General features: G+C 66.5%; 20 protein-coding genes and 1 pseudogene. 14 read left to right on the top strand and 7 right to left on the bottom strand.

What is annotated here, in order from left to right:
* Together DNK89_RS24725 and DNK89_RS09290 are read left to right on the top strand one after the other, a co-directional pair.
* Positions 1-134: pseudogene (locus DNK89_RS24725) on the top strand (electron transfer flavoprotein subunit alpha/FixB family protein); the annotation flags it as partial.
* Between the two features lie 126 nt (positions 135-260).
* Complete coding sequence (locus DNK89_RS09290) at positions 261-1,244, top strand: tripartite tricarboxylate transporter substrate binding protein (protein ID WP_110959800.1); 984 nt, start codon at positions 261-263, stop codon at positions 1,242-1,244.
* A 35-nt stretch (positions 1,245-1,279) separates the two neighbouring features.
* On the opposite strand, the gene DNK89_RS09285 is transcribed toward DNK89_RS09290, so the two are convergent.
* Positions 1,280-2,125: a MurR/RpiR family transcriptional regulator gene (locus DNK89_RS09285; RefSeq protein ID WP_015012602.1), complete on the bottom strand. Its 846-nt coding sequence runs from the start codon at positions 2,123-2,125 to the stop codon at positions 1,280-1,282.
* Between the two features lie 255 nt (positions 2,126-2,380).
* Between DNK89_RS09285 and DNK89_RS09280 the strand changes: the two genes are divergently transcribed.
* The 4 genes from DNK89_RS09280 to tal all read left to right on the top strand — a co-directional run bounded on the left by DNK89_RS09280 (position 2,381) and on the right by tal (position 7,731).
* Positions 2,381-3,409 (top strand): ABC transporter substrate-binding protein, encoded by a 1,029-nt coding sequence (locus DNK89_RS09280; protein WP_108626587.1) that lies wholly within the window; start codon positions 2,381-2,383, stop codon positions 3,407-3,409.
* A 99-nt stretch (positions 3,410-3,508) separates the two neighbouring features.
* Positions 3,509-5,659: an iron ABC transporter permease gene (locus DNK89_RS09275; protein ID WP_238990748.1), complete on the top strand. Its 2,151-nt coding sequence runs from the start codon at positions 3,509-3,511 to the stop codon at positions 5,657-5,659.
* A gap of 28 nt (positions 5,660-5,687) precedes the next feature.
* Entirely contained in the window at positions 5,688-6,770 is a 1,083-nt protein-coding gene (locus DNK89_RS09270; protein WP_110959798.1) for an ABC transporter ATP-binding protein, read from the top strand.
* 7 nt (positions 6,771-6,777) lie between these two features.
* Positions 6,778-7,731, top strand: a complete 954-nt coding sequence (gene tal / locus DNK89_RS09265; protein WP_110959797.1) for a transaldolase — start codon at positions 6,778-6,780, stop codon at positions 7,729-7,731.
* 80 nt (positions 7,732-7,811) lie between these two features.
* Here the strand turns inward: tal and DNK89_RS09260 are convergent, their stop codons facing one another.
* The 4 genes from DNK89_RS09260 to DNK89_RS09245 are packed head-to-tail and all read right to left on the bottom strand — an operon-like array spanning position 7,812 to position 14,816.
* On the bottom strand, positions 7,812-9,116 hold the full coding sequence (locus DNK89_RS09260; RefSeq protein WP_110959796.1) for an NAD(P)/FAD-dependent oxidoreductase: 1,305 nt from the start codon (positions 9,114-9,116) through the stop codon (positions 7,812-7,814).
* Positions 9,113-10,633 (bottom strand): TolC family protein, encoded by a 1,521-nt coding sequence (locus tag DNK89_RS09255; protein ID WP_110959795.1) that lies wholly within the window; start codon positions 10,631-10,633, stop codon positions 9,113-9,115. The genes DNK89_RS09260 and DNK89_RS09255 overlap by 4 nt, the downstream gene beginning before the upstream one ends.
* A gap of 14 nt (positions 10,634-10,647) precedes the next feature.
* Positions 10,648-13,710: an efflux RND transporter permease subunit gene (locus tag DNK89_RS09250; RefSeq protein ID WP_110959794.1), complete on the bottom strand. Its 3,063-nt coding sequence runs from the start codon at positions 13,708-13,710 to the stop codon at positions 10,648-10,650.
* Positions 13,707-14,816 (bottom strand): efflux RND transporter periplasmic adaptor subunit, encoded by a 1,110-nt coding sequence (locus tag DNK89_RS09245; RefSeq protein ID WP_153064275.1) that lies wholly within the window; start codon positions 14,814-14,816, stop codon positions 13,707-13,709. The genes DNK89_RS09250 and DNK89_RS09245 overlap by 4 nt, the downstream gene beginning before the upstream one ends.
* A gap of 440 nt (positions 14,817-15,256) precedes the next feature.
* Between DNK89_RS09245 and DNK89_RS09240 the strand changes: the two genes are divergently transcribed.
* Positions 15,257-16,342, top strand: coding sequence for an AraC family transcriptional regulator (locus DNK89_RS09240; RefSeq protein ID WP_203422224.1), 1,086 nt, complete (start codon positions 15,257-15,259; stop codon positions 16,340-16,342).
* A gap of 56 nt (positions 16,343-16,398) precedes the next feature.
* Here DNK89_RS09240 and DNK89_RS09235 read toward each other — a convergent pair whose 3' ends face one another.
* Positions 16,399-17,808 carry a sensor histidine kinase gene (locus tag DNK89_RS09235; RefSeq protein ID WP_110959792.1) on the bottom strand — a complete coding sequence of 470 codons (1,410 nt, stop codon included), beginning with the start codon at positions 17,806-17,808 and terminating at the stop codon, positions 16,399-16,401.
* Between the two features lie 156 nt (positions 17,809-17,964).
* Positions 17,965-18,681, bottom strand: coding sequence for a response regulator transcription factor (locus tag DNK89_RS09230; protein WP_015012608.1), 717 nt, complete (start codon positions 18,679-18,681; stop codon positions 17,965-17,967).
* 175 nt (positions 18,682-18,856) lie between these two features.
* Between DNK89_RS09230 and DNK89_RS09225 the strand changes: the two genes are divergently transcribed.
* The 7 genes from DNK89_RS09225 to DNK89_RS09195 all read left to right on the top strand — a co-directional run bounded on the left by DNK89_RS09225 (position 18,857) and on the right by DNK89_RS09195 (position 26,028).
* The gene (locus tag DNK89_RS09225) at positions 18,857-20,107 is read left to right on the top strand and encodes an ABC transporter substrate-binding protein (RefSeq protein WP_015012609.1); all 1,251 of its coding nucleotides are present in this window, start codon (positions 18,857-18,859) and stop codon (positions 20,105-20,107) included.
* Positions 20,108-20,230: 123 nt separating this feature from the next.
* On the top strand, positions 20,231-21,349 hold the full coding sequence (locus DNK89_RS09220; RefSeq protein WP_015012610.1) for a carbohydrate porin: 1,119 nt from the start codon (positions 20,231-20,233) through the stop codon (positions 21,347-21,349).
* A gap of 200 nt (positions 21,350-21,549) precedes the next feature.
* The gene (locus DNK89_RS09215; protein WP_015012611.1) at positions 21,550-22,428 is read left to right on the top strand and encodes a carbohydrate ABC transporter permease; all 879 of its coding nucleotides are present in this window, start codon (positions 21,550-21,552) and stop codon (positions 22,426-22,428) included.
* Positions 22,418-23,287, top strand: coding sequence for a carbohydrate ABC transporter permease (locus tag DNK89_RS09210; protein ID WP_110959791.1), 870 nt, complete (start codon positions 22,418-22,420; stop codon positions 23,285-23,287). Before DNK89_RS09215 ends, DNK89_RS09210 begins: the two co-directional genes overlap by 11 nt.
* Positions 23,288-23,290: 3 nt before the next feature.
* Positions 23,291-24,352, top strand: coding sequence for an ABC transporter ATP-binding protein (locus DNK89_RS09205; RefSeq protein ID WP_110959790.1), 1,062 nt, complete (start codon positions 23,291-23,293; stop codon positions 24,350-24,352).
* 273 nt (positions 24,353-24,625) lie between these two features.
* The gene (glk, locus tag DNK89_RS09200; RefSeq protein ID WP_110959789.1) at positions 24,626-25,603 is read left to right on the top strand and encodes a glucokinase; all 978 of its coding nucleotides are present in this window, start codon (positions 24,626-24,628) and stop codon (positions 25,601-25,603) included.
* Entirely contained in the window at positions 25,600-26,028 is a 429-nt protein-coding gene (locus DNK89_RS09195; RefSeq protein ID WP_110959788.1) for a VOC family protein, read from the top strand. Before glk ends, DNK89_RS09195 begins: the two co-directional genes overlap by 4 nt.
* The last annotated feature ends 85 nt before the right edge of the window (positions 26,029-26,113 follow it).

Below are 26,113 nucleotides of genomic sequence, written 5' to 3'. Positions count from 1 at the left end.
TGGCTGGGATGAAGGACTCCAAGGTGATCGTGGCGATCAACAAGGATCCTGAGGCACCGATCTTCAGCGTGGCTGACTATGGGCTGGAAGCGGATCTGTTCACGGCTGTGCCGGAACTGGTCAAGGCGCTCTGAGCCCCCGCAAATCACAGGCACAGCCCATTCGATGGGATCTGGTTGCTACCAAAAAAAGAGCTATCGACGCTTATGGAATAAGCGCTTTGGCTGCTTTATGCATAAAAATTATCAGGAGACAAAACCATGAGCACATTCCTTTCCCGTCGCAGGCTTGTTCAGGCCACCGGCGCAGCGCTGGCCGGTGCGGTATTGCCAGCGCTGGCCCAAACCAGTTGGCCCAGCCGCCCGATTCGCATCATCGTGCCTTACACGGCGGGTGGGTTCACCGACCAGATGGCGCGTCTGCTGACGGTGGGCCTGCAAAAGCAATTCGGCCAGCCGGTTGTCATCGACAACAAACCCGGTGCGAACAGCATCATCGGCGTGGATGCCGTCGCCAAGTCCGCCCCGGACGGTCACACCTTTGGTGTGGTCATTCCGGCCTTTACCGCCAACACCACGCTCTACCCCAAACTGCCCTACAACCCGCGCAAGGACCTGATGGGCGTGTCGCTGCTGGGTGTTTCTCCGTTGGTGGCGGCGGTGGCGCCCAATGCACCGTTCAAGACGGTGAAGGAACTCGTGGCCTATGCCAAGGCCAACCCGGGCAAGGTGAGCTTTGCTTCGTCCGGCACAGGCTCGGCTGCGCACCTGACCAGCGAGTTGCTCAAGTCACTGACCAAGACCTTCATGGTCCACATTCCCTACCGCGGCGCAGCCCCGGCACTGACGGACTTGCTCGGCGGCCAGGTGCCCTTGTTCCTCGACCCTCCGCCCAACCTGATCCAGCCCGCCAAGGCAGGCCGCATCACCCTCATCGGCGTGGCCAGCGAAAAGCGCTTGCCCATGTTGCCTGACGTGCCGACCTTCATCGAGCAAGGCGTGCCCGGCATGCTGGGCAGCACCTGGGCCAGCATGATTGCACCCGCCGGGACGCCGCGCGACATCGTCAAGCGCATGTCGGACGCGGTGAACGCCATCATCCAGAGTGATGAAACCAAGGCCAAGCTCGACACCATGGGCACCTTTGGTGAGGGCACCACGCCCGAGGCGTGCGACGCCTTTTTGGCGGCCGAGACGACCAAGTGGGGCAAGGTGATCCGCGACGCGGGTGTCACGCTGGACTGAGAAGGCGTGCGCCGGCCTGGCCTGACGGCCAGGATTTACGCGTAGCGCTTGGCCCGCAGGTTCTCTTTCATCTGCTGCAGGATGGGCTGCAGCGAGCTGCCAATGCGCAGCGCCACGCAGGTGGCCAGTACGTCGATGATGAGCAGGTGCATGAGGCGCGACACCATGGGGCTGTAGCGGTCGTAGCCCTCGGGGTGGTCGGCGGCCAAGTGGATCTGGCAGGTGCTGGCCAGGGGCGAGCCGCTGGCGGTGATGACGATGGTGGTGGCACCGTTGCGGCGGGCGATGTCGGCCGCGTCCATCAGGTCGCGGGTGCGGCCCGAGTTGGAGATGATCACTGCGCAATCGCCCGGGCCCAGCAGGGTGGCGCTCATCACCTGCATGTGGCCGTCGCTGCTGGAGATGGAGGTCACGCCCAGGCGAAAGAACTTGTGCTGCGCGTCCTGCGCCACGATGCCCGAGTTGCCCACGCCGTAGAACTCGATGCGCTTGCCCTTCTTCCAGGTGTCCGCAATCGCGTCGGCCGCGCGTTCGATGGCCACGGTGCTGGCCGCGTTGCGGTATTGCAGGAAGGCCGCCACGGCGTTGTCCACCACCTTCACCAGCACGTCGCCGGTCTTGTCGTCGGCATCCACGCTGCGGTGGATGAAGGGCACGCCCTCGCTCACGCTGCCGGCCAGTTTGAGCTTGAAGTCCGCCAGCCCGTCGTAGCCCATGCTCCGGCAAAAGCGCACCACGGTGGGCTTGCTCACGTGCGCGCGCTCGGCCAGCTCGCGCACGGGCAGGCGGGCAAAAGTGCGCGGGTCGGTCAGCACCAGCTTGGCCACGCGCTGTTCGGCGGGGGCCAGCGAGGGCAGGGAGGCGGTGATGCGGTCGAGCATGTCAGTCTGTGAAGGCAGGGCAGGCTGCGCTGGGGGCCTTGGAAAGGGCTTGGGTGGGCGCTTCTTCTACCGGCTGTGTGCGCGGTGGTGGGGCCATCTGCGTTTAATGTAACTCGGTTCCCAAACCTGCGGGGCCCGCGCAATCCCTGCCTTTCAACCTGCTTGCACCGACCCTGGGCGTTTCCCCCCTGGCCCGGGCGGGCCCTGCACGCATAGCATCCTCCACCACGTTATCCAGATACTGAGGAGCCTTCCATGCGCAAACCCTTGCTGACAAAACTTCTGGCCGGTGCGGCCCTGGTGGCTGCTGCGTCGGGCAGCTGGGCCCAGGGCCAGGTCAACATCATTTGCTCGGTACAGGCCGAGTGGTGCAACCTGATGTCCACGGTGTACGCCAAGACCACCGGCACCAAGGTGAACATGACGGCCAAGGGGTCGGGCGAGGCGCTGGCGCAGCTCAATGCCGAGCGCGCCAACCCCAAGACCGACATCTGGTTTGGCGGCACGGGCGACCCGCACCTGCAGGCGGCCGAGCAGGGCCTGACGCTCGAATACAAGTCGCCCCAGCTCGCGCAGCTCTACCCCTGGGCGCAAAAGCAGGCGGCCGATTCGAAGTACCGCACCGTGGGCGTCTACCTGGGGCCGCTGGGCTTTGGCTACAACAAGGAGCTGCTGGCCAAGCGCAAGCTCAACCCGCCCCAGTCGTGGGCCGACCTGCTCAAGCCCGAGTTCAAGGGCGAGGTACAGATGGCCAACCCCGCATCGAGCGGCACCGCCTACACCATGATCGCCACGCTGGTGCAGATCATGGGCGAGGAAAAGGCGTTTGAATACCTCAAGGCCCTGCACCCCAACATCAGCGCGTACACCCGTTCGGGCACAGCCCCGGTCAAAGCGGTTGCACGCGGCGAGACCACGGTGTCCGTGAGCTTTGTGCACGACGTGACCACCGAGGCGGTCAATGGCTTCCCGGTCGGATCGGCCACACCGTCCGAAGGCACCGGCGCTGAGGTGGGCTCCATGAGCATCGTCAAGAACGGCCCCAACACCGAGGCGGCCAAGAAGTTCTACGAATGGGCGCTCACGCCCGGCGGCCAACAGTTTGGCCTGGCGGCCAAGCAGTTCCAGCTGCCCAGCAACACGCAGGTGCCCAAGGACCCGCGCATGACCGATCCGGCCAAGATGAAGCTCATCAACTACGACTACGCCAAGTACGGCGCCAGCGCCGAGCGCCGCCGCCTGATTGCGCGCTGGGAAAAAGACGTGCAGAACGCAACACGCTAAGGGGTGGTGGTGTCGGCAGCAGCGGCGGCAGCGCACGCAACCCCCCGGACCCGGGCTCCCGGTGCCTCGGTCAACCGGCCCTTGTGGGTCTGGCTGGCCATGGGCGTGTTGGGCTACCTGGTGTTCCCCTGGTATGCACAGCAGGACGCCAATGGCCTGCTGGCGGTCGGCCAGGTCTTCAGCAGCGAGCAGGCCGCCAACGGGCTGATGCAGGCGGCCTTGTTCGGACGCCCCTGGCTGTGGCTGGGCCTGGCCGGGCTGGCGGTGGCGGGCCTGGGGGCCTGCCTGCCCGCCGGGCACAAGCAAGGCACGCTGCTGGTGGCGGGGGGCGCACTGGGGCTGGCGGCCCTGCTGCTCAGCGGCTTTGCGATTGGTGCGCGCGGCTGGGCGTTTGAATGGATGAACACCAGCCTGGGCGAACTGGGCGCGCGCCAGCCCGGCATCGGCTGGGGCGGGTTTGTGGTGCTGTCGGCACTGCTGGTGCTGCTGTCGTTCGGTGTGGCGCGGCGCGGCTTCTTCAAGGGCGACCTGTTCGTAGCGGCTGCGGTGGTGGGCTGCGGCAGCCTGCTCGCGCTGTTCATCGTGTTCCCGGTGCTCAAGGCGCTGTCGGCGGCATTTTTTCTGGAAGACGGCCCGTTCTCGCTGGCCGTGGTGTGGGAGCGCATTGCGCACGAGCGCAACTTCAGCCTGTCGTGCCTGGCGGGTGGCCAGCGCTGCGGCGTGGCGTGGAACACGCTGTTCCTGGGCTTGATGACGGCCACCAGCACCACGCTGCTGGGCACCTTCATGGCGCTGATGGCCGAGCGCGCTTCGCGCCGCTATGCGCGGCCGCTGAACATCGTGGCGCTGCTGCCCATCATCACGCCGCCGTTTGTGGTGGGCCTGGGGCTGATCCTGCTGTTTGGCCGCGCGGGGGTGTTCAACCAGTTTCTGGAATACGCGTTTGGCATCACGCCGTCGCGCTGGTTCTACGGGTGGCTGGGTGTGTGGGTGGCGCAGACCTTTGCGTTCACGCCCATCGCTTTCATGATCATGCGCGGCGTGGTGCAGGGCGTGGCGCCTAGCCTGGAAGAGGCCGCGCAAACCCTGCGCGCCAGCCCGCACCGCACCTTCATGACCGTGACCCTGCCGCTGCTCAAGCCCGGCCTGGCCAATGCGTTCCTGGTGGGCTTCATTGAGAGCATGGCTGACTTCGGCAACCCCATCGTGGTGGGCGGGCAGTTCTCGGTGCTGTCCACCGAAATTTTCTTTGCCATCGTGGGCGCGCAGTACGACCAAGGCCGTGCCGCATCGCTGGCATGGATCCTCACCTTCTTTGCGCTCACGGTGTTTGCCATCCAGCGCGGGCTGCTGGGCAAGCAGAACTTCACCACGGTGTCTGGCAAGGGCGATGCGGGCATTGCCATGCCGTTGCCACGGGGCGTGCGCCGCGTGGTGCATTCCATCGCGCTGCCCTGGATGGCGTTCACGCTCATCGTGTACCTGTTTGCGCTGGCCGGTGGTTTTGTGCAGACCTGGGGGCGCGACTACACCATCACGCTGGCGCATTTCCGTACCGCGTTCAGCGTGGAATGGGGCGAGTTTGGTGTGGTGTGGGCGGGCACAGCCTGGAACTCGTTCTTCACCACCCTCAAGCTCGCCGCCATCTCCGCGCCACTCACGGCCACGCTGGGCATTGCCATTGCGTGGCTGCTGGCACGCACCGAGTTCCGGGGGCAGGGCGCGTTTGAGTTTGCGGCGCTGCTGGCCTTTGCCATCCCCGGCACGGTGCTGGGTGTGAGCTACATCCTGGCGTTCAACGTGCCACCGTTCGAGCTGACGGGCACGGCGCTGATCATCGTGTTGTGCTTCATGTTCCGCAATCTGCCCGTGGGCGTGCGCGCGGGCACGGCGGCGTTCAAGCAGCTGGACCGATCGCTGGATGAAGCCTCCGTCATGCTGCGTGCGGGCAGCGTGCAGACGCTGCGCCATGTGGTGCTGCCGCTGCTCAAGCCCGCGCTGGTGGCTGCACTGGTCTACAGCTTTGTGCGCGCCATCACCACCGTGAGCGCGGTGATCTTCCTGGTCACAGCCGAGAACGAGCTGGCCACCACCTACATCATCGGCCGCGTGGGCAATGGCGACTATGGCGTGGCGCTGGCGTACTGCACGGTGCTCATCATTCTCATGTCGGCCTCCATCGGCCTGATCCAGCTGCTTGTCGGCGACCGCAAGCTGGGCCGCCGTGGGGCGGCCCCCGCCGCGCACTGAACACCCTTGCAGAAAAAGAAGAAACGCCATGAACCATAACGACGCGGGCATCGTGTTCCGCAACATCACCAAACGCTACGGCAGCGACAGTAGCGCGGCCCTGGCCGTCAAGGGCATCAGCTTTGAGGTGCCGCGCGGCACGCTGACCACCATCCTCGGCCCCTCGGGCTGCGGCAAGACCACCACCTTGCGCATGATCGCGGGGCTGGAATCGCCCACCTCCGGCGAGATCTTCATCGGCGGCAAGGATGTGACCACGCTGGGCCCCGCGCAGCGCAACGTGAGCATGATGTTCCAGAGCTACGCGCTGTTCCCGCACATGAACGTGGTCGAGAACGTGATGTACGGCCTGCGCATGTCGGGCCAGCCCAAGGAGCAGGCGCGCGCCAAGGCCGTGGAGGCGCTGCGCGGCGTGGGCCTGGTGGGCTATGACGACCGCCTGCCCAGCGAGCTGTCTGGTGGCCAGCAGCAGCGCGTGGCCCTGGCCCGCGCGTTGGTGTTGGAGCCCGAGGTGCTGCTGTTTGACGAGCCCTTGTCCAACCTCGACGCCCGCCTGCGCCGCGAGATGCGCGAAGAGATCCGTGCGCTGCAGCAGCGCCTGTCGCTCACGGTGGCCTATGTCACGCACGACCAGGCTGAGGCCATGGCCGTGAGCGACCAGATCATCGTGATGAACCAGGGCCTGATTGCGCAAAAGGGCTCGCCCCGCGCGCTGTATGAAACCCCGCACAGCGAATTCGTCGCGGGCTTCATGGGCGAGGCCATGCTGTTCCCGGCTGTGGCCGACCCTGACGGCACGGTGGCGCTCGGCCCGCTGGTGCTGCGCCCGCGCATGGCGATGCAGAGCGGCCCGGTGAAGGTGGCGGTGCGGCCGGAGGCCTGGCGCATTCACCGCCAGGGCGAGGGCCTGCTGCCCGCGCGGTTGGACAAGCGGGCCTATCTGGGCGCGGTGTACGAATACACCTTCGAGACTGCGCTGGGCCACATCTTCGTGGTGTCGTCCGACCTGGACGATGTGCTGGCTGTGGGCGATGAGGTGCAACTGAGCCTGGGTGCCCATGGCGTATCGGTGGTTGGTAGTACCGAAGCTGCACGGACCAATGCGGAATAATGGCGCCATGACGAACCAACTCGACGCCCTCAAACAGTTCACCACCGTGGTTGCCGACACCGGCGACTTTCTGCAACTGGCCCAGTTCCGTCCGCAGGACGCGACGACCAACCCTTCGCTGATCCTCAAGGCGGTGCAAAAGCCCGAATACGCGCCGCTGCTGCAAGACACGGTGGCAAAGTTCAAGGGTCGTGCGATGGATGAAATCATCGACCGCCTGCTGGTGCGTTTTGGCTGCGAGATCCTGAAGCACGTGCCCGGCCGCGTGTCCACCGAAGTGGACGCCCGCCTGAGCTTTGACACCAGCGCCACCGTCACGCGCGCCGAGCGCATCATCGAGCTGTACCAAGCCGAAGGCATTCATATCGACCGCGTGCTCATCAAGATCGCCGCTACGTGGGAGGGCATCCAGGCCGCCGCCGAGCTGGAGCGCAAGGGCATCCACACCAACCTCACGCTGCTGTTCGCCTTCTGCCAGGCCGTGGCCTGCGGCCAGGCCAAGGTGCAGCTGATCTCGCCCTTTGTGGGCCGCATTTACGACTGGTACAAGAAGCAGGCGGGCGCCAGTTGGGACGAAGCCGCACGCGCTGGCGCCAACGACCCCGGCGTGCAGTCGGTCACGCAGATTTACAACCACTACAAGCGCTTTGGCATCGCCACCGAGGTGATGGGCGCAAGCTTCCGCAATGTGGGGCAGATCACGGCGCTGGCAGGCTGCGATCTGCTCACCATTGCGCCCGAGCTGCTGGCTCAGCTGGCCGCCAGCGAGGCGCCCCTGCAGCCCGCCCTGAACGCCGAGGCCGCCAAGGCCATGGACTTGCCTGCGGTGAACTACGACGAGGCGGGCTTCCGCTACGCCCTGAACGAAGACGCCATGGCCACCGAGAAGCTGGCCGAGGGCATCCGCGCGTTTGCGGTGGATGCGGTCAAGCTGGAGCGGCTGGTTCTGGCGCAGGCATGATTTTGGAGTGATTTTTGCTGGAAGCGCTAGTGGAATATGTGCTTGCAGCTATAAAAATCATAGTAAACCTTGGGGCCACCTCAGCTCAGCCGTATCCCCGGATGCGTCCAGCCGTTGAGGCTTTCGGTGGCCCAGAGCAGCCCGGTCTTGCCCAGGCCGTGCAGGCTGCGCTGGTAGTTGCGGTAGACCAGCTCGTGGCCCAGGCGGGCCAGTGTGCCGCCCAAGAATTGCCCTGGCAGCAGCCCCGCCTTGCCCACCGTGCCGTATGCGTCATAGCGCCCCAGTGATACCAGCCCGCCCAGGTCGCGGTATGCAAAGGCGGGCAGTGCGCAGCCTTGCAACCAGCCGGGCAGGTGGCGCGCCAGGTGCGTGGCTTGCTGCACCGCCACCTGGGCGCTGGCGGGCAGGGGGCGTGGCTGGTCGGGCAGGGTGAGGGTGCTGCAGTCGCCCAGCGCAAAGATGTGCTCATCGTCCACGCTGCGCAGGGTGGCGTCGATGACCAGTTGGTGGCTGGGGTTGGTGCGCAGCCCCCCCAGGCGCGACAGCACCTCGGGTGCCTTGATGCCTGCGGCCCACACGGTCATGTCGTTGGAGGCGAGGGGCTGGTCGGCGGTCACCAAGCCCTGGGCTTGCGCCGCTTGCACTTGCGTGCCGGTGCGGATGGTGAAGCCCAGTTTTTCGAGTACCCGGTGGCTGGATTCGGACACGCGCTCGGGGAAGGCAGCCAGGATGCGTGGCGCGCTTTCGTAGAGCGTGAGGCGCAGGCGCTCGCGCAAGGTGGGGTCGCCAAAGTGTGCGGCCATTTCCATGAGGTGGCTCAACTCTGCGGCCAATTCGACCCCGGTAGCACCTGCGCCCACGATGTCGATGGTCACCGCCTCGTCCTGCAGCGCGCCGCGAAACAGTTGCCAGCGCAGGCGGTGGTTGAAGGCCTCGGCCTGGGCCTGGCTGTCGATGAAGTGGCAGTGCGCCTGCACACCGGGCACGCCAAAGTCGTTGGCGCCGCTGCCCAGGGCCAGCACCAGCACGTCGTAGGGCACGGCGCGTGGCCCAACCACGGGGCGGTCGCCCGCCGATGGCAATGCTGCCAGGTGCACCAGGCGGCGGTTGCGGCTGAGCCCGCACAGCTCGCCGGGCTCATACGCAAAGCCTTGGGCGCGCGCCTGGGCCAGCAGGCTGACCTTGTGCTGGTGCACATCGCGCGTGCCGGCCGCAATCGTGTGCAGCATGGGCTTCCACAGATGGGTGAGGCTGCGGTCGATCAGCGTGACCTGAGCGCGGCCTTTGCGCCCGAGTTGCTGCCCCAGCCTTGTGGCCAGCAGCAGTCCGGCGGTGCCGCCGCCCACGATGACGATGCGGGGGCAGGGGGAGAAGCGGTGCGTCATGGCTTGGCGGTGGAGGATGTGGCTGCGGCTGCGAGGCGATCAGCGCTTGCGTTGTCGTCGGGCTGCCAGGCGGCCAGGGCCAGTTGCACACGGGCGTAGGCTTGCAAGGCGTCGGCCTGCTGCGCCATGGCGCTGCGGCGTGCCTGCAGCCACTGGGCTTGGTGCTGCAGGGCTTCGGTGGGCGGCTCCAGGCCGGTGTCAAAGCGCTTTTGTGCGTGTTGCGCAGCGCGCTGGGCGGCGCCTTCGGCCTGCGTGGCGTGTTGCCAGGCGGTGCGGGCGGCGCCCCATTGGCGCAGGGCCGATTCGCTGTCGGCCAGGGCCTGCAGCACGGTGTTCTCAAACTGGTGCCAGGCCACTTCGTCGCCTGCCTTGGCAGCCGCAGCGCGGGCGCGGTTGCGGCCTGCGTCCAGCCAGTCCCATTGCAGGGCGGGGCCCACGGCGTAGCGCACCGCGCTGGCCTGGCCCAGGGCGCCAAAGGGGGCGTTCAGGCCCGCGCTCAGGTTCAGGCTCAGGCGGGGCAGGTGGGCGCGGTCGGCCAGCACGGTCTCGCCCAGTGCGGCGCGCAGTTGTGCGTCGGCCCGCGCCACATCGGGGCGGCGTGCCAGCAGGTCGGTGGGTTGCACCACGCCGCTGGTGTCGGGCACGGCGGGCAGGGCCACGCTGGCGGTGGTCTGGGGGGCCAGCAGGGCTTGCCAGGTGCTGTCGGCCTCGGCGGTGGCAGGGGCGCGGCCTGCCAGTACGGCCAGGGCCGCACGGGTGGCGTGCAGCGCGGCCTGGGTTTGGGCGATGGTGGCCAGGGCCTGTTCGCGCTGGGCTTGGGCGGCCAGGGCTTCGCGTTGGTCGGCCAGGCCTGCGCGCTCACGGGCTTGCAGCAGGGTGTGGCGGCGTTGCAGCACGTCGCTTTCTTCTTGCAGCCGTGCCAGGTCGTGTTGGTACAGGCGCAGCAGCACGTAGTGGCGCACCACCTCGGCCTGCAGCAGGGCTTCGGCGCTGTGGGCGGTGGCGGCTGCGGCGTCGGCTTGGCGTTGGGCCACGGCGCTGGCGGTGCCGACGCGGCCAAACAGGTCGATCTCCCACGACACCATCTGGGCGATGGTGCCCAGGCGCTGCTCTGGTGGGCGCGGCTGGCCCTGGTTGTAGGGGTCCACTTCAGCCAGCGAGGGGCGTTGGGCCTGGGCTTGGGCGCTCAGGCTGCCCTGTGGCAGGGCGGAGCGCTCGGCCAGCCCGGCCAGGGCGCGGGCTTGGCGCACGGCGGCCACGGCGGCCTGGCGGTCCTGGTTGTGCTGCATGGCGGTCTGCACCAGGGTGTTGAGCTGCTCGTCTTGCAGGGCTTGCCACCAGTGGCGGCTGGGGGTGCCGGTGGCCAGGCCTAGGGCGGCGGTGGCGGGCAGGGCGGTGCCGTGGCGTTCGGTGGCAGGGCCGATGGCACTGGGGGGCGTGACGCTGGCGCAGCCAGTGAGCGCCAGGGCCAACAACCCGGCCAGGGCCGTGCGGCGGTGGAGAAGGGGGGAGCGCATGGGGTGTTTCTCCTTCAGGCGTTGTTGGGTTGTACGCGGTAGGCGGCGGCATACAGGGCCGGGATCAGGCCCAGGGTGATCAGCGTGCCCAGGGCCAGGCCGCCCATCATCACGACGGCCAGGCTGGTCCAGACCGCGCCGCCAAACAGCCACAGCGGCACCAGGCCCAAGATGCAGACCATCTTGGTCATGACGATGGGGCGCAGGCGCTTGGAAGCGGCGTCTTCAATGGCTTCGGCGGCGGGCATGCCGCTGCGGCGGGCTTCTTCAATGGCGTCGAGCAACAGCACCGCGTTGTTCACGATGATGCCGGCCAGCGCCAGCAGGCCCAGCGTGCCCACAAAGGTGAGCGTGGTGCCGGTGGCGATCAGCGCCAGGGCCGCGCCGATGGATACGAACGGAATGCTGGCCAGCACGATGAGGCTCTTGCGCACGCTTTCAAACTGCCACACGAACAGGATGAACATGGCCACTACGCACACGGGCAGCAGTTGCGCAATGGCGCCGTTGGCGCTGGCACTTTCCTCGATTTCGCCGCCCAGGGCCACGCGCACGCTGCCGGTGGCGTTGCCGGGGTCTTGCAGTTGCTGCAGGGTGCTTTTCACGCTGTTGGCCAAGCCTTGTGCGGTCATGTTCGGGTGCTTGGCCGTGACGGTGATGGCGCGCTCCTGGTTGTAGCGCTGGATCACCGAGGGCTGCGGCGTCAGCTGCACCGTGGCCACCTGGCCCAGAGGTACGCTGCCGCTGCCGTCGGCCTTCTGGATGGGCAGGGCGGGCAATTGCTCGATGCGGGTGCGCCAGGTGGCGTCGCCACGCAGCACGATGGGCAGGACGGTGTCACCCTCGCGGAAGTGCGAGATGGTGGCGCCCGAGAGCACCTGGTCCAGGCTGCGTGCGATATCGCTGCTGCTCACACCGGCGGCTTGCGCCTTGACCTGATCGATGCGCACATCCAGTTGCTGGATGAAGCGCTCGGCGTCGTTGTGCACTTCGCCGATGCCGGGGGTGGCGCGCAGGGCGGCTTCCAGCGCCTCGGCGGCGGCGTAGTGGCTCTTGCCGTCGCTGGCGGTGATGCGGAACACGGCGGTGCCTGCGTCCGAGGAGCCCATGGAGAAGCGCTTGGGGTCCAGGCGCAGTTCAGGGAACTGTTGGCCCAGCCCGGTGCGCAGGCTTTCAATCGCGGCAGCGTGGGTCACGCCAGGTGCCAGGGTGAGCACGGCATACGCCCGGTGGGCGGCGGGGGTGGGCGGGTTCAGCGCCAGGATGAAGCGCGGGCCGCCATCGCCCATGTACACCGCTGCGCTCGCGATCTCAGGGAAGGCTTTCTTGTCGGTCAGTGCGCGGCTGATGGCAGCCGTGGTGTCCAGCGTGTGGCGGGTGCTGGCGTCTGGGGCCAGCTCGATGGCCATTTGCAACTGGCGCCGTTCCGAGGCGGGCATCAGCTCTGAAGGCACCTTGGTGAACAGCCACCCGGCGGCCACCAGCAGGGCCACCATGGCCCCGATGTACAGCGTCTTGTGGCCCAGCACCCAACGCACCTTGCCCCGGTACCAGGCGGTCAGCGACTCCACGGTGCGTGCGGTGCGGCTGAGTTCGGCATGGTGCTTGGCAAAGTACTGGCACAGCATGGGCGTGACGGTGACGGCCAGCACCAGCGACAGCAGCAGCGCAATCGCCATCACGATGCCCATGCTGCGCAGGTATTCGCCCGTTTCGGTCTTGGAGAGCACCAGGGGCATGAAGGTCAGGATGATGGCCAGCGAGGACACCAACAGCGGCACCAGCATCGTGCGCCCGGCTTCGGCGGCGGCTTGGTCGCGCGGCTCGCCCAGGGCCAGGCGGCGTTCCATGTCTTCGGCCACCACGATGGCGTTGTCCACAAACAAGCCCAGCGCAATGATGATGGCCCCCACCGAGATGATGTGCAGATCAATGTTCAGCAGCTTCATGATGGCCAGCGTGCCCAGCACGGTGGTGGGCACGATGGCACCCACGATGAGGCCGGTGCGCAGGCCCAGGAACAACACCACCACTGCCATCACGATGAGGGTGGTCTCCAGAAACACCTGGCCGACCTGTGTGAGCTGCTTGGTCACGATCTGGGCCTGGTCGGTGATGGGCACCAGACTCATGCCCACGGGCAATTGGCTTTCGAGGTGCTGCACCTGCGCACGCAGGTTCTTGGCAAAGCTCACCACGTTCAGGCCGGGGTCCATCGACACCGCAATCACGACCGCAGGCGTGCCATCCACAAACGCGCCGGTCAGCGGTGGGTCTTGCGGCGTGCGCTCGATGCGTGCAATGTTCTTGAGCAGCACCGTACCGCCCTGGGGCAGCGCAATCGGGGTGGTGCCCAGGTCAGCAGGGGTGCGGGCGTCGCCACTCACGGTCAGCGAAATCTCGGTGCCAGCGATGTCCATGAAACCTGCTGCAGCCACCACGTTGCGCGATGCCACCGCGCGTTCCACCGCGCTGGGGCTCAGCCCTTTGGCGGCCATGGCGGCCACGTCCAGCACGATCTGCACCTGTTCGTCACGCACGCCGTGCAGCGACACGCGCTCCACGCCCGGCACCTTGAGCAGGTCGTCGCGCATTGTGCGGGCGTACTGGCGCAGTTCACCCGCCTGGTAGTCGGGGCCAGTCAGGCCCAGGGTGAGCACGGCCACGCGGCCAAACTCGTCGTCCACCAGCGGGCCCAGCGTGCCAGCAGGCAACTGCGGCTGCAACTGGTTCATGCGGGTGCGCAGGCGTTGCCACACCTCGTGCAGGCGGGCAGGCGGCACTGCGGCATCCAGCTCCACATAGGTGAAGGCAAAGCCAGGGCGCACCGTGGTCTTGACGCGCTTGACCTCGGGCAGCCCGAGGATGGACTCTTCGGTGGGGCGTGCAATCAGTTGCTCCATCCGCTCCACGTTGGCGCCGGGCGCCATGCTGAGCACGGTAGCGGTGCGGATGGTGACCGGAGGCTCTTCGGTCGAAGGAAAGTCCAGCGCCAGCCACAGCCCCACGAGCACCAAGGCCAGCATGGTCAGCAACGTGAAGCGCGGGCGCGCCAGTGCAGCGGTAGATAGGCTCATGGCTGGCTCCCGTGGGGTGCAACGGGCAGGACGGCCGTGCCGGGCTGCAGGTGGGCAGCGCCCGCGAGCACCACGCGGTCTGTGCCGACCAAGCCTTGTGCCACATGCACCCAGTCGCCTTGCGTTTGGCCCAGGGTCACGTTCACCTGTTCGGTGGTCTTGCCATCTTGCGCCAGCCGCAGCACATGGCCGTGGCCTGCTTGTGCGCCAGGCACCACTGCACGCAGCGGCACCAGCACCCCGGTGGGTGCAGCGGTGCTGGCGGTGTTGCCCACGGCGGTCGGGATGTGGATGGCCCAGGTCGAGCCGACCATGGCGTTGGCAGGTGCTGCCAGCGTGACGCGCACCGTGCCGCCCGCGTCTTGGCGGCTGGCCACCCGCAGCACCCGGCTGGGCAGGGCTTGTGGCGACGGGAGATCGGCCCGGGCTGGGGTCAGTGTTACCGCTTGCCCCACTTTCAATGGCAGTGTGGCGGGCGCCGTCAACACCAGCTCACGCCCCGTGCCGTCGATGTTCAACACGGGCGCGCCGGGGCCAGCGGTTTGCCCGGCTTCCAGGTGCCGCACGCCCACCACGCCGCTGAATGGCGCGCGCAGTTGGGCCTGGTCCAGAGACCACTGCGCGGTGCTCTCCTGCGCCTGGGCAGCCTTCAGCGCCGCCTCTGCGGCGGCCAGCTCGGCCTGCACGGCGGTCCATTCACCGGCACCCGTGGCACCCGCTTGGTGGGCCTGCCGCACCCGTTCGGCGCGCAGGGCCAACTCGCCCGCCTGCGCCTTGGCGCGGGCCACCTCGCCCGCTGCTGTGGCCCGTTGGGCGCGCAGCGGTTGCTCGTCCAGCTGGGCCAGCACCTGGCCGCGCTGCACCGTGTCACCGGGCTCGACCAGCACGCTTTGCACCCGGCCGCCCACGGCAAACGCCAGCTCGGCGCGTTGTGCGGCGCGAATCTCGCCCACCAGCTGGAGGCTGCTCGCACCCGCATCGCGCACCGGCACCACCAGGGCGGGGCGTACGGATTCGGGCTTGGCAGGTGGGGTGGCTGGGCTGCAACCTGCAGTGAGAACAAGAACGCCTGCAGCCATCGCCCAGTACAGGGTTTGGCGCGGCAAGGGGGCAACGAGTGAAGACAACACGGTAGACCTCGACAGGGATTGAAGTGCGTTGCGGTATCGCGATCCCTGAGGGGTGCGCTACCGGAGGAAACGGTGAACGCACTGTAGGTGGGGGTGGGTCTGTGGCGGGGGTCTCGGCAGGACAACAACGGGACACTTTCGGTCAATGGTCCGGTCATGGTCTTCGGAGGGACCGTCTGCAAGCGTTTGCTAGGTGTCGGGTGTCCCGCCGGCATTGGTGTGGGGGTCTTATTCGGCCAATCGAGGACCCTGTTCGGTCAAATTTCCGCAGAAAGAATCAGTATTCATGTATATAAATCAAATGAAATCAAAGACTTAGTGGCTTTTTGGAAGCGCTGCCTGGGGTCATTCAGCATGACGGGAAGGACATTTCGGGTCATCATGTGCACCGCCTCGTTGTTTTCATGTCACTGGTCATGTCCGTCCTTTCCACCTCCGTGCCCACGCCCACCGCCGTGCCCGATGCACACACTGTGGCCGATATCGTTCCCTTTACCGCGCGCGCCTTGCTGGGTTTGCTGGAGGACCGTGGGGTGTCGCTGGAGCGTCTGTGCCTGGGGCTTGGATTCACCCACACCGACCTGCTTGACCGGCACCTGCTGCTGTCCCATCAGCAGGTGCGCAGCCTCATCCTGCGGGCCCAGGCCCTCACACGCGACCCAGCCTTGGGGCTGGCCTGCGGCGCACGGCAGACGCCCGTGTCCTGGGGGCTGATGGGGCTGGCCATGCTGACGTGCGAGACCTTTGGCGAGGCCATTGAATACGGCATGGGGCAACAGGGGGCCGGTGGGGCCATGCTGCACAACGTGTTCGAGGTGCGGGGGCGCGAGGCGCATCTGGACGTGATGCCGCGTCTGTTCGATCTGGAGATCGAGGGCTTTTTGGTGGAAGACAACTTTGCCGGGGCGGTGGCCGTCAGCCGCTACTTGGTGGGGTCTGAATTTGCGCCGGTTCGCATGGATTTCGCCTTTTCGCGGCCAGCGCATGAGGAGGCCTATCGCCGTTTCTTTCGCTGCCCCGTGCGCTTTGATGCGGGCATGAACCGGATGACCATCGAGTCCCACTGGCTCGGTGCGCGCCTGCCGGGCTATGACCGCATCACCTGCGGGCTGGTGCGAGAGCAGCTCAACACCCTGCTGCACAAGCCGATTGGCCGCAACGACCTGGTGGAGTCATTGGCCAACCGCCTGCGGGTGGGTGTCGACGAGCGCACCCCGCAGCGCGAGTTGGCGCACATGGTCAACGTGAGTGAGCGCACCTTGCGCCGCAGGCTGGAGGCCCAGTCCGTGAGCTACCGGGCGCTGCGCGACGAAACCCGCTTCGAGCGCGCCCGGGACCTGCTGGCCCGCACCTCCATGACCATGGCCCAGGTGGCCGACGCCGTGGGCTATTCGGATGCGCGGGCGTTTCGGCGGGCGTTTAAGCGCTGGTCGGGGCAACTGCCAACAGACTACCGCGCGACAACCGCCGCCCCAGCCCCTGCCATGCCCAGCGTGCCTTGAGCGCCGACCGGGGCAGTGCGGGGCAGTGTGGTGCCCCTGTGTCGTCCTGGTGAACACTAGGCCCTGCCAGCCTGCACTGGTAGCCGCAGGCCCACCCGCAGGCCGCGCATTCCGCTGGCTTCGGCCAAGGTGTTGCCGCCATGCCGCAGCGCAATCTCTTCCACGATCGACAGGCCCAGCCCACACCCGCCCGCCTTGTCCGACCCGCGCCAGAAGCGCGCAAACAGGTCTCCCAGGTGCTCGGCGGGCACGCCGGGGCCGTCGTCTTCCACTACCAGCTGGGCCCAGTGGCCGCGCTCCTCGGGGCGCACGCGCACCGTCACGGTGGCGCCGGGGCCTGCGTAGTGCAGGGCGTTGTCGATGAGGTTGTTGAGCGCCTCGCGCAGCAGCAGCGGGTGGCCCTGCACTTGCAGGCTGTCGTCGCCTTCGTAGCCCAGGTCCATGCCTTGGGCCAGGGCGCGGGCGGCCCATTCGCGGGCCACTTCGCGGGCCAGGGCGGCGAGGTCGATGGACTGCATCTCCACGTTCGACTCCGAGCGCGCCAGCTGCAGCAGCTGGTGCACCAGGTGGGCGCTGCGTTGCGCGGCCGACAGCACCTTTTGCAGGCGGGCCTGCACAGCGGGTTCGTGGCTTTCGTGCAGGGCCAGCTCGGTCTGGCCGATCAGGCCGGCGAGCGGCGTGCGCAACTGGTGCGCGGCGTCGTTCAGAAAACGCTTTTCCTTTTGCTGGCCGCGCGCCACGGTCTCCAGCAGGCGGTTGATGGTGCTGGCCAGCGAATGCACTTCTTGCGGGGCAGAGGTCAGCTCGATGGGCGGCAGCGGCGTGGTGCCCGTGTGGGGCTGTGCGCCGGCACGTTCAATTTGCGCCTCCAGGCGCTTCAAGGGCTGCAGGCCGCGCAGCACGCCGGCGTACACCACGGCGCTCAGGGCCAGGCCCATCAGGCCCATGGGGAACACCATGCGCTCCAGCAGTTCCTGCGCAATGCGCTCGCGCACCGTGAGGCTCTGGGCCACCTGCACGCGCAGGCGCTGGCGGGTGGAGGCGGTGCCGTAGTCCACATCCAGCAAGGCCACACGCACCGGTTTGTCGTCCACCCGCGCCTGGTACAAAAACGCCTCGCCCACCGCCACATCGACCTGGGCGGGCGGTGCTGGCAGCTGCGCGTTGCCCAGCAGAAAGCGGCCGGGCGGGGACGACACCATGTAGGTGATGCGGTCGGCTGGGTCCTGCTCCAGGATGTCCTGCGCGGCCTTCGGAAAGTCCACCAGCAGCCCGTCGCCAATCGGCTTGATCTGCCGCGCCAGCGCCCGCACCGACTGGGTCAGCGTCTGGTCAATGCCCTTCTCGCCGTTCTGCAGCGCAATGCGCCACGCCAGAAACCCGCCCGACAACCACAGCACCAGCTGCGGCAGCAGCAGCCACAAAAGCAGCTTGCGTTGAAGAGAGACCCCGGGTACGTGGCGCATGTTTCAGCAGTCAAAAATAGGCGGCGCTGCGTTGAAAACGGGCTCGGCCCATGCGAGGGCCGCCGCGCAAGGGCCGCCCCGCCGCGCTGGCGGCGTCCCCCTTCCCGCGCACAGCGCGAGAGAAGGGGGAAGCGGCGCAGCCGCTCAGGGGGATGCTCACGGTTTATTCAGCATGTACCCCAACCCCCGGATATTGCGGATCACCAGGTTGGACTGGTCGAGCTTCTTGCGCAGGCGATGCACATACACCTCCAGCGCATTGGAGTTCAGCGGGGCGGCGGTCTGGCCGGGCTCGGGCGGGCTGGCGCGCCAGGCGGCCAGCACATCGTCGCGGGTGACGACCTCGCCGCAGCGGTGGGCCAGCAGCTCCAGCAGCTCCCACTCGCGCTGGGTCAGCTCCAGCAGGTCGCCGTTCAGCGCGGCGGAATGGCTGGCGTGGTCCAGCACCAGCGGGCCGATGGTGGTGTTGGCAACGCCCGCCGCGCTGCTGGCCTGGGTGAAGGCGGGCTGGCGCGCGCGGCGCAGCATGGCTTGCAGGCGGGCCTGCAGCTCCTGCATGTTGAAGGGCTTGGTGATGTAGTCGTCGGCCCCGGCGTTCAGACCCAGCACGCGGTCATCGACGCCGTCGCGGGCGGTGAGGATCAGCACGGGCAGGCCGGCGATGTGCGCGCGGGCCCAGGTCAGCAGTTCCATGCCGTCGGCGCCGGGCAGGCCCAGGTCCAGGATGATGCCGTCCACTGCCTGCGTCTGCAAAAGTGCCATGGCCTGCGCCACGCTGCTGGCGGTGCAGACGCTGTAATCGAGTTGCTTGAGCTGGCCGGTGAGAGCGTCGAGCAGGAGGGCGTCGTCTTCGACAATCAGTATCGTGGCCATGGATTGAGCATAACAAAGGCCCCCGCAACGGCCCCGCTGTGGGGCCGCTGCGACTCTCAGGGAAAGCCCTGAGAATTAAATTAATTATTGTAATTAAAGTACCAACTGCGCTGAACGGCACCGGTATCACGGCGCAGCAATGGATTCTGGAAAACAACGTCGAGGAGACAAGGGTATGTGGAAGATGACAAAGATCGCCGCACTGGCGGTGGGCCTGGCGGCCGCGATGTCTGCCAGCGCAGGGGAGGTCGAGGTCCTGCACTACTGGACATCGGGCGGCGAGGCCAAGTCGGCTGCCGAGCTCAAGAAGATCATGCAGTCAAAGGGCCATACCTGGCGCGACTTTGCCGTGGCGGGCGGCGGCGGCGACAGTGCCATGACGGTGCTCAAGAGCCGCGTGATCTCGGGCAACCCGCCCTCGGCCGCCCAGGTCAAAGGCCCGGCCATCCAGGAATGGGCGTCTGAAGGCGTACTGGCCAATGTCGATGCACTGGCCAAGACCGAGAAGTGGGACGACGTGCTGCCCAAGGTGGTCGCCGACGTGATGAAGTACAAGGGCAGCTACGTGGCTGCCCCGGTCAACGTGCACCGCGTGAACTGGCTGTGGGCCAGCTCCGATGCGTTGAAGAAGGCGGGCGTGGCCAGCATGCCCAAGACCTGGGACGAATTCTTTGCTGCTGCCGACAAGCTCAAGGCCGCAGGCCTGATCCCCGTGGCGCATGGCGGCCAGAACTGGCAGGACTTCACGACCTTTGAATCCGTGGTGCTGGGCGTGGGCGGTGCCAAGTTCTACCAGGACGCACTGGTCAAGCTGGACGACAAGGCCATCAACAGCGACACCATGAAGAAGTCGCTGGAGACCTTCCGCCGCATCAAGACCTACACCGACCCTGGCGCTCCCGGCCGCGACTGGAACCTGGCCACGGCCATGCTCATCCAGGGCAAGGCGGGCTTTCAGCTCATGGGCGACTGGGCCAAGGGCGAGTTCATTGCAGCCAACAAGGCGCCGGGCAAGGACTTCCAGTGCGCAGCGGCACCGGGCACGGCCAATGCGTTCACCTTCAACGTGGACTCGTTCATCCTGTTCAAGCTCAAGGACGCTGCAGCACAGAAGGCGCAGAGCGACCTGGCCAGCTCCATCATGAGCCCCGAGTTCCAGGAGGTGTTCAACCTCAACAAGGGCTCGATCCCTGTGCGCACCGGACAGAAGATGGACAAATTTGACGACTGCGCCAAGCTGTCCAGCAAAGACTTTGCCGACACTGCCAAGAGCGGTGGCCTGGTGCCCAGCGTGGCCCATGGCATGGCGATTGCGCCTGCCACCGAAGGGGCGATCAAGGATGTCGTCAGCCAGTTCTGGAACGACGACAAGGTGAGCGTCGCCGACGCCATGAAGAAGATCGCGGCCGCCGCGAAGACCAAGTAAGCCGTGTACGACACACGTACCTACACGCACTAAAACCAACCCCAGAGGGATCCCATCATGAAGACAAGAAACCGCCTCACGGCGGTGGCTTTGGCCGCCGCATGCGCGAATGGCGCCTTTGCTATGGACGTAGCAGGCTTTGAGTTCAACGGCTACTCCCGCGGTGGCCCGGTGTTCAACCACTCCGACGGCGTCAAGGGCAACCTGACGCTGGGCGGCGAGCTGCAAAAGTACCGCCTGGGCAACGAGGGCGACAACGGCATCGAAGTCAACTTTGCCAAGGGCTTCGAGGCCGGCGGCATCAACTGGAAGGTGAACTACATGCCCGCCAAGTGGGGCAGTGGCGACATCAGCACCGAACAGGCTTTTGTGGAAATGAGCGGCTTCTCGTTCTCGCCCGAGGCCAAGTTCTGGGTAGGCCAGCGCCGTCTGCGGATCCAGGACGTGCACATCGTCGACTACTTCCTGCTGAACTACGGCGACAACATCGGCGCCGGTGTGACCGACGTGCCCGTGGGTGGCATGAAGCTGGGCGTGGGCGTGTTCTCCGGCGACAAGTTTGACGGCGGCCTGCCCAACAATGTGAAGGCGCATCGCATCAACGCCGACCTGTCTGACATCAACACCAACCCCGGCGGCAAGCTGCGGGTGCTGCTGACGGCTGTGGGGGGCAAGAACCAGGTGGGCGGTGGCTCGGGCTCCGGCATCTCGCTGATGCACACGCAAAAGGAGTTCCTGCTGCCCAGCATCACCAACACGCTGTACCTGCAGACATCGCGTGGCCATGCCCGCATCGACGGGGAGTTCGAGGCCATCGAGGGCACCAGCGCAGGCAAGCGCGCCACCCGCATCGCCGACTCCATCAACTGGCAAAGCGGCCCGTTTGGCGGCCAGGCCCTCATTGGCTACCAGACCAACAAGGCGGACCTGACCGGTGTGGAGACCAAGGACTTCTCGCTGGGCGGCCGTGGCTCGTACGCGTTCACCAAGAACTTCAAGGGCCTGGTCGAACTGTCCACCACCACCCGCAAGGGCAGTGGTCCGGACCAGCGCCTGTCCAAGGTCACGCTGGCGGGTGCCCTGGCACTGAATGAAGACTTCTGGTCGCGCCCAGAGCTGCGTCTGTATGTGACCAAGGCCAACTGGAACCAGGCGGCGGCGGTGGCCAACGCAGGCACCTTTGGCGCCAATGGCAAGACCTCGCGCACGCTGGTGGGCGTGCAGTACGAGGTGTGGTGGTAAGAGAGTGAGTAGCGAGTTAGTTTGAGGTAAACACTTTGTTCATTGGGGGGTGCTCTGTGCGCACCCCCCTTTTTTCATGTGACACAAAGTGAATGTGTGAATGAGTGAAACGGTGATTCAGTGACTGATCGAGACACCGCGTACAGCGCCTACCGCGCACGCAGCGTGTGCAGTGCGTACGCAAGAGAGATTCGCAAGCAATGAAGAATTCCTTTGAAACCTGGCTGCCCAGGCTGGTGGTGACCCCGGCGTTCGTGCTGGGTTTTGCCTTCATCTATGGCCTCATGGTGTGGAACGGCGTGCTCAGCCTCACCGCATCGCGCATGCTGCCCAACTACGAATGGGCGGGCCTGGCGCAGTACGAGCGCCTGTGGGAGATGGACCGCTGGTGGGTGGCCCTGAAGAACCTGGGCATTTTTGGCGTGGGCTATGTGGGCGGATCGCTGGTGATTGGAGTGGTGCTGGCCGTGCTGCTGGACCAGAAGATCCGCGCTGAGGGCGCGTTACGCACCATTTACCTGTACCCCATGGCGCTGTCGTTTGTGGTGACGGGAACGGCCTGGAAGTGGCTGCTGAACCCCGGCCTCGGCATCGAGAAAATGGTGCGCGACTGGGGCTTCACGAACTTTGAATTTGGCTGGCTGGTGGATACCGAGATGGCCATCTACTGCGTGGTCATTGCCGGCATCTGGCAGAGCGCCGGATTTGCCATGGCGCTGTTCCTGGCGGGGCTGCGCGGCATTGACGACAGCATCATCAAGGCCGCGCAGGTCGATGGTGCCTCGCTGCCGCGCATCTACTGGCGCATCGTGCTGCCTGCGCTGCGGCCGGTATTTTTCTCCACGCTCATGGTGCTGTCGCACCTAGCCATCAAGAGCTTTGACCTGGTGATGGCACTGACGGCCGGCGGCCCCGGCTTTGCCACGGATGTGCCCGCCACCTTCATGTACACCATGTCGTTCTCGCGCGGCCAGATCGGCCTGGGCGCGGCCAGTGCCACCATGATGCTGGCCACCGTGGCGGCCCTGGTGATTCCTTACCTTTACAGCGAACTGCGGAGCAAACCCCATGACCGCTAAGCCCTCTGTGTTTCCGTCCGTGGGCCGCCTGCTGGTCTATGGCGTGCTGGCCCTGGCCACCGCGTTTTTTCTGCTGCCGCTGTACGCCATGCTGGTCACCTCGTTCAAGGACGCCGAGGAGATCCGCAGCACCTCGCTGCTGGCGCTGCCGGGATCGCTGAACTGGTCGGCCTGGGGCACGGCCTGGTCCACCGCCTGCACGGGGGTGGATTGCAATGGCCTGCGCCCCTTCTTCTGGAACTCGGTGGCCATGGCCGTGCCGGCCGTGCTGATCTCTACCGTGTGGGGCGCGCTCAACGGTTATGTGCTGAGCCTGTGGAAGTTTCGCGGCAGCGACACCTTGTTTGGCCTGCTGCTGTTTGGCGTGTTCATGCCCTTCCAGGTCGTGCTGCTGCCCATGAGCCAGGTGCTGGGCTGGCTGGGCTTGTCCAGCTCCATCACCGGGCTGGTGCTGGTGCACTGCCTGGCCGGGCTGGCGGGCACCACGCTGTTCTTTCGCAACTACTACGCGGCCATCCCCAAGGAGCTGGTGAATGCAGCACGCATGGACGGTGCGAGCTTCTGGCAGATCTTCTGGCGCATCGTGCTGCCGTTGTCCACGCCCATCGTCATGGTCACGCTGATCTGGCAGTTCACCAACATCTGGAACGACTTTCTGTTCGGCGTGGTGTTCTCGGGCACCGAGTCCAAGCCCATCACCGTGGGCCTCAACAACCTGGCCAACACCAGCAGCAGCGTGAAGGCCTACAACGTGGACATGGCGGCCGCGATCATTGCGGGCTTGCCCACGATGGTGATCTATGTGCTGGCTGGTAAATTTTTTGTGCGCGGGCTGACGGCCGGCGCGGTGAAGGGATAAATCATGGCGTCATCACTCGACATTGCAGGCATCAACAAGCGCTTTGGCAAGGGCGACAAGAGCGTGGAAGTGCTGCGCAAGGTGGACATCCACGTCGCGCCCGGCGAGTTCCTCATCCTGGTCGGCCCCTCGGGCTGCGGCAAGTCCACGCTGCTCAACATCATTGCGGGGCTGGACGAGCCCACCGAGGGCGAGATCCGCATCGGCGGCAAGAACGTGGTGGGCATGCCTCCGCGCGATCGCGACATCGCCATGGTGTTCCAGAGCTACGCGCTGTACCCCACCTTGAGCGTGGCCGACAACATCGGCTTTGCGCTGGAGATGCGCAAGATGTCCAAGGCCGAGCGCCAAAAGCGCATCGACGAAGTGGCCACGATGCTGCAGATCAGCCACCTGCTGGACCGCCGGCCCAGCCAACTCTCGGGCGGACAGCGCCAGCGTGTGGCCATGGGCCGGGCGCTGGCACGCCAGCCGCAGCTCTTCTTGTTTGACGAGCCGCTGTCCAACCTGGACGCCAAACTGCGCGTGGAGATGCGCGCCGAGATCAAACGCCTGCACCAGGCCAGCGGCATCACCAGCGTGTACGTCACGCACGACCAGGTGGAGGCGATGACCCTGGGCTCGCGCATTGCGGTGATGAAGGGCGGTGTGGTGCAGCAGCTGGGCACGCCGGACGACATCTACAACCGCCCGGCCAACACCTATGTGGCCACCTTCATCGGCTCGCCCACCATGAACCTGCTGCGCGGTGCGGCCACGGGCGGGCAGTTTGGCATCCAGGGGGCAGCGCTGAACCTGGCCGCTCCCGCCAGCGCCAACGAAGTGCTGCTGGGTGTGCGTCCCGAGCACCTGGTGATTCAGGAGACCGCCCCCTGGCGCGGCCGCGTCAGCGTGGTGGAGCCCACGGGGCCTGACACCTATGTGATGGTGGACACGGCCGCAGGCAGCGTCACGCTGCGCACCGACGCCCAGACCCGCGTGCAGCCTGGCGACGCCGTGGGCCTGGCGGTAGAGCCCGCCAACGCCCACTGGTTTGACGCCAGCAGCGAGAATCGGCTGGCGTGAGCCGCGCGGCGAATGCGCCGCCGGATCGTTGCATGTAGTGTGCCGTCCCGCAAATATCTGCACATGAAATCGCGTCCTCACCCCCAGGGCTGCGTTGCAAATCCTCGCGATAGCTACGGCTATCACTGCGGTTTGCGCCTTGCCCTGGGCGCGATGCCATCGATTTCATTTCTTGCAGCTATTTACGGGAAAGCACACTGGTTGCTATTGAAACAATAGCTGCTAGCGCATGTTCTACTAGCGCTAGCAGCTGTTTTTGCTTAAAAACATCGCATGACACCCCTGCGCCTGCTGGCCGACATCGGCGGCACCAACATTCGCCTGGCCTGGCAAGACCAGCCCGATGGCCCCCTGCACGACACCCGTGTGTTGCCCTGCGCACAGTTCCCCACAGTGGATGCTGCCCTGTCGGCCTACCTGGCCGAGGTGAACATCGCTACGCCCCGCGAGGCGGCGTTTGGCATCGCCAACCCGGTCACGGGCGACGCGATCCGCATGACCAACCACAGCTGGAGCTTTTCGCAACGCGCCGTGCGCGAGGCGTTTGGGTTTGAGCGGCTGGTGGTTATCAACGACTTCACCGCGCTCGCGCTGGCGCTGCCCCTGCTCACGTCCGCGCAACTGCGCCCCGTGGGCGGTGGCGAGGCCGTGCCGGGCGCCGCGATTGCGCTGCTGGGCCCGGGCACGGGCCTGGGCGTGTCCGGCCTGGTGTTTCCGCCCGGCTCCAGCCTGGGCGTGCCGCTGTCGGGCGAGGGCGGCCATGTCACGCTGGCCGCGCAGACCCAGCGCGAATTCGATGTGCTGGGCATCCTGCAAGAGCGCTACGGCCACGTGTCGGCCGAACGCGCCGTGTGTGGCGCCGGGCTGGTGGACCTGTACCACGCGCTGCGGCGGCTGGCCCAGCGCGGCGGCAAGGAGGTCAGCTCGGCCGCGCAGGTGACTGAGCTGGCACTGCAAGCCAACGACCCGCTGGCGCTGGAGGCGCTGGAGCTGTTCTGCGGCTTCTTGGGCAGCGTGGCGGGCAATCTTGCGCTCACGCTCGGCGCGCGCGGCGGCGTGTTCATCGGCGGCGGCATGGTGCCGCGCCTGGGCACGTGGTTTGACCAGTCGCCGTTCCGCGCACGGTTTGAATCCAAGGGGCGGTTCCAGTCTTACCTGGCGACGATTCCCTGCTGGGTGATTGACCCCAGCGCCACACCCGCGCTGTTTGGCGCATCGCGTGCGCTGGACATTGCGGGCTCGGATGCATGAGCAGCGACAGCGCACCACCGCCCACGCTGCGGCCCATCGGCGTGCACCATGTGGCCGTCATTGCCAGCGACTACGCCCGCTCCCGCCGCTTCTACACCGAGGTGCTGGGCCTGCAGGTGGTGCACGAGCACTACCGCGCCGAGCGGCAGTCGTACAAGCTGGACCTGCAACTGCCCGATGGCACACAGGTAGAGCTGTTTTCGTTTCCGAACCCACCTGCACGCCCGTCGTACCCCGAGGCCTGCGGTCTGCGCCATCTGGCCCTGCGCGTGGCCGACATGCAGGCCAGCGTAGCTGCTCTGGTGGCCCATGGCGTGGCCGTGGAGCCGGTGCGGGTGGACCCGTTCACGGGGGCACTGTTCACGTTTTTTGCCGACCCGGATGGGTTGCCGATCGAGCTGGTGGAAGAGGGCAGGGCGCGTTAACCTGCACATCGCTGCAACGCCACAGCAACACGGAGTGGCCATTGCGCTGGCGCAGAGAGCGCGGACCTGCCCCTCGGATACGGCC

The sequence above is a fragment of the Acidovorax sp. ST3 genome (assembly GCF_003231145.1).
In the GTDB taxonomy this organism is placed as follows: domain Bacteria; phylum Pseudomonadota; class Gammaproteobacteria; order Burkholderiales; family Burkholderiaceae_C; genus Acidovorax.
Note: the sequence above shows the minus strand (reverse complement) of the source record. Positions and strands in the feature narration are given on the sequence as shown.

Excerpts from the sequence above, each read along its gene's own strand:
- DNK89_RS09290 (WP_110959800.1), top strand. The coding sequence starts at position 261 with ATGAGCACATTCCTTTCCCGTCGCAGGCTTGTTCAGGCCACCGGCGCA.
- DNK89_RS09285 (WP_015012602.1), bottom strand. The coding sequence starts at position 2,125 with ATGCTCGACCGCATCACCGCCTCCCTGCCCTCGCTGGCCCCCGCCGAA.
- DNK89_RS09280 (WP_108626587.1), top strand. The coding sequence starts at position 2,381 with ATGCGCAAACCCTTGCTGACAAAACTTCTGGCCGGTGCGGCCCTGGTG.
- DNK89_RS09275 (WP_238990748.1), top strand. The coding sequence starts at position 3,509 with ATGGGCGTGTTGGGCTACCTGGTGTTCCCCTGGTATGCACAGCAGGAC.
- DNK89_RS09270 (WP_110959798.1), top strand. The coding sequence starts at position 5,688 with ATGAACCATAACGACGCGGGCATCGTGTTCCGCAACATCACCAAACGC.
- tal (WP_110959797.1), top strand. The coding sequence starts at position 6,778 with ATGACGAACCAACTCGACGCCCTCAAACAGTTCACCACCGTGGTTGCC.
- DNK89_RS09260 (WP_110959796.1), bottom strand. The coding sequence starts at position 9,116 with ATGACGCACCGCTTCTCCCCCTGCCCCCGCATCGTCATCGTGGGCGGC.
- DNK89_RS09255 (WP_110959795.1), bottom strand. The coding sequence starts at position 10,633 with ATGCGCTCCCCCCTTCTCCACCGCCGCACGGCCCTGGCCGGGTTGTTG.
- DNK89_RS09250 (WP_110959794.1), bottom strand. The coding sequence starts at position 13,710 with ATGAGCCTATCTACCGCTGCACTGGCGCGCCCGCGCTTCACGTTGCTG.
- DNK89_RS09240 (WP_203422224.1), top strand. The coding sequence starts at position 15,257 with ATGTCCGTCCTTTCCACCTCCGTGCCCACGCCCACCGCCGTGCCCGAT.
- DNK89_RS09235 (WP_110959792.1), bottom strand. The coding sequence starts at position 17,808 with ATGCGCCACGTACCCGGGGTCTCTCTTCAACGCAAGCTGCTTTTGTGG.
- DNK89_RS09230 (WP_015012608.1), bottom strand. The coding sequence starts at position 18,681 with ATGGCCACGATACTGATTGTCGAAGACGACGCCCTCCTGCTCGACGCT.
- DNK89_RS09225 (WP_015012609.1), top strand. The coding sequence starts at position 18,857 with ATGTGGAAGATGACAAAGATCGCCGCACTGGCGGTGGGCCTGGCGGCC.
- DNK89_RS09220 (WP_015012610.1), top strand. The coding sequence starts at position 20,231 with ATGGACGTAGCAGGCTTTGAGTTCAACGGCTACTCCCGCGGTGGCCCG.
- DNK89_RS09215 (WP_015012611.1), top strand. The coding sequence starts at position 21,550 with ATGAAGAATTCCTTTGAAACCTGGCTGCCCAGGCTGGTGGTGACCCCG.
- DNK89_RS09210 (WP_110959791.1), top strand. The coding sequence starts at position 22,418 with ATGACCGCTAAGCCCTCTGTGTTTCCGTCCGTGGGCCGCCTGCTGGTC.
- DNK89_RS09205 (WP_110959790.1), top strand. The coding sequence starts at position 23,291 with ATGGCGTCATCACTCGACATTGCAGGCATCAACAAGCGCTTTGGCAAG.
- glk (WP_110959789.1), top strand. The coding sequence starts at position 24,626 with ATGACACCCCTGCGCCTGCTGGCCGACATCGGCGGCACCAACATTCGC.
- DNK89_RS09195 (WP_110959788.1), top strand. The coding sequence starts at position 25,600 with ATGAGCAGCGACAGCGCACCACCGCCCACGCTGCGGCCCATCGGCGTG.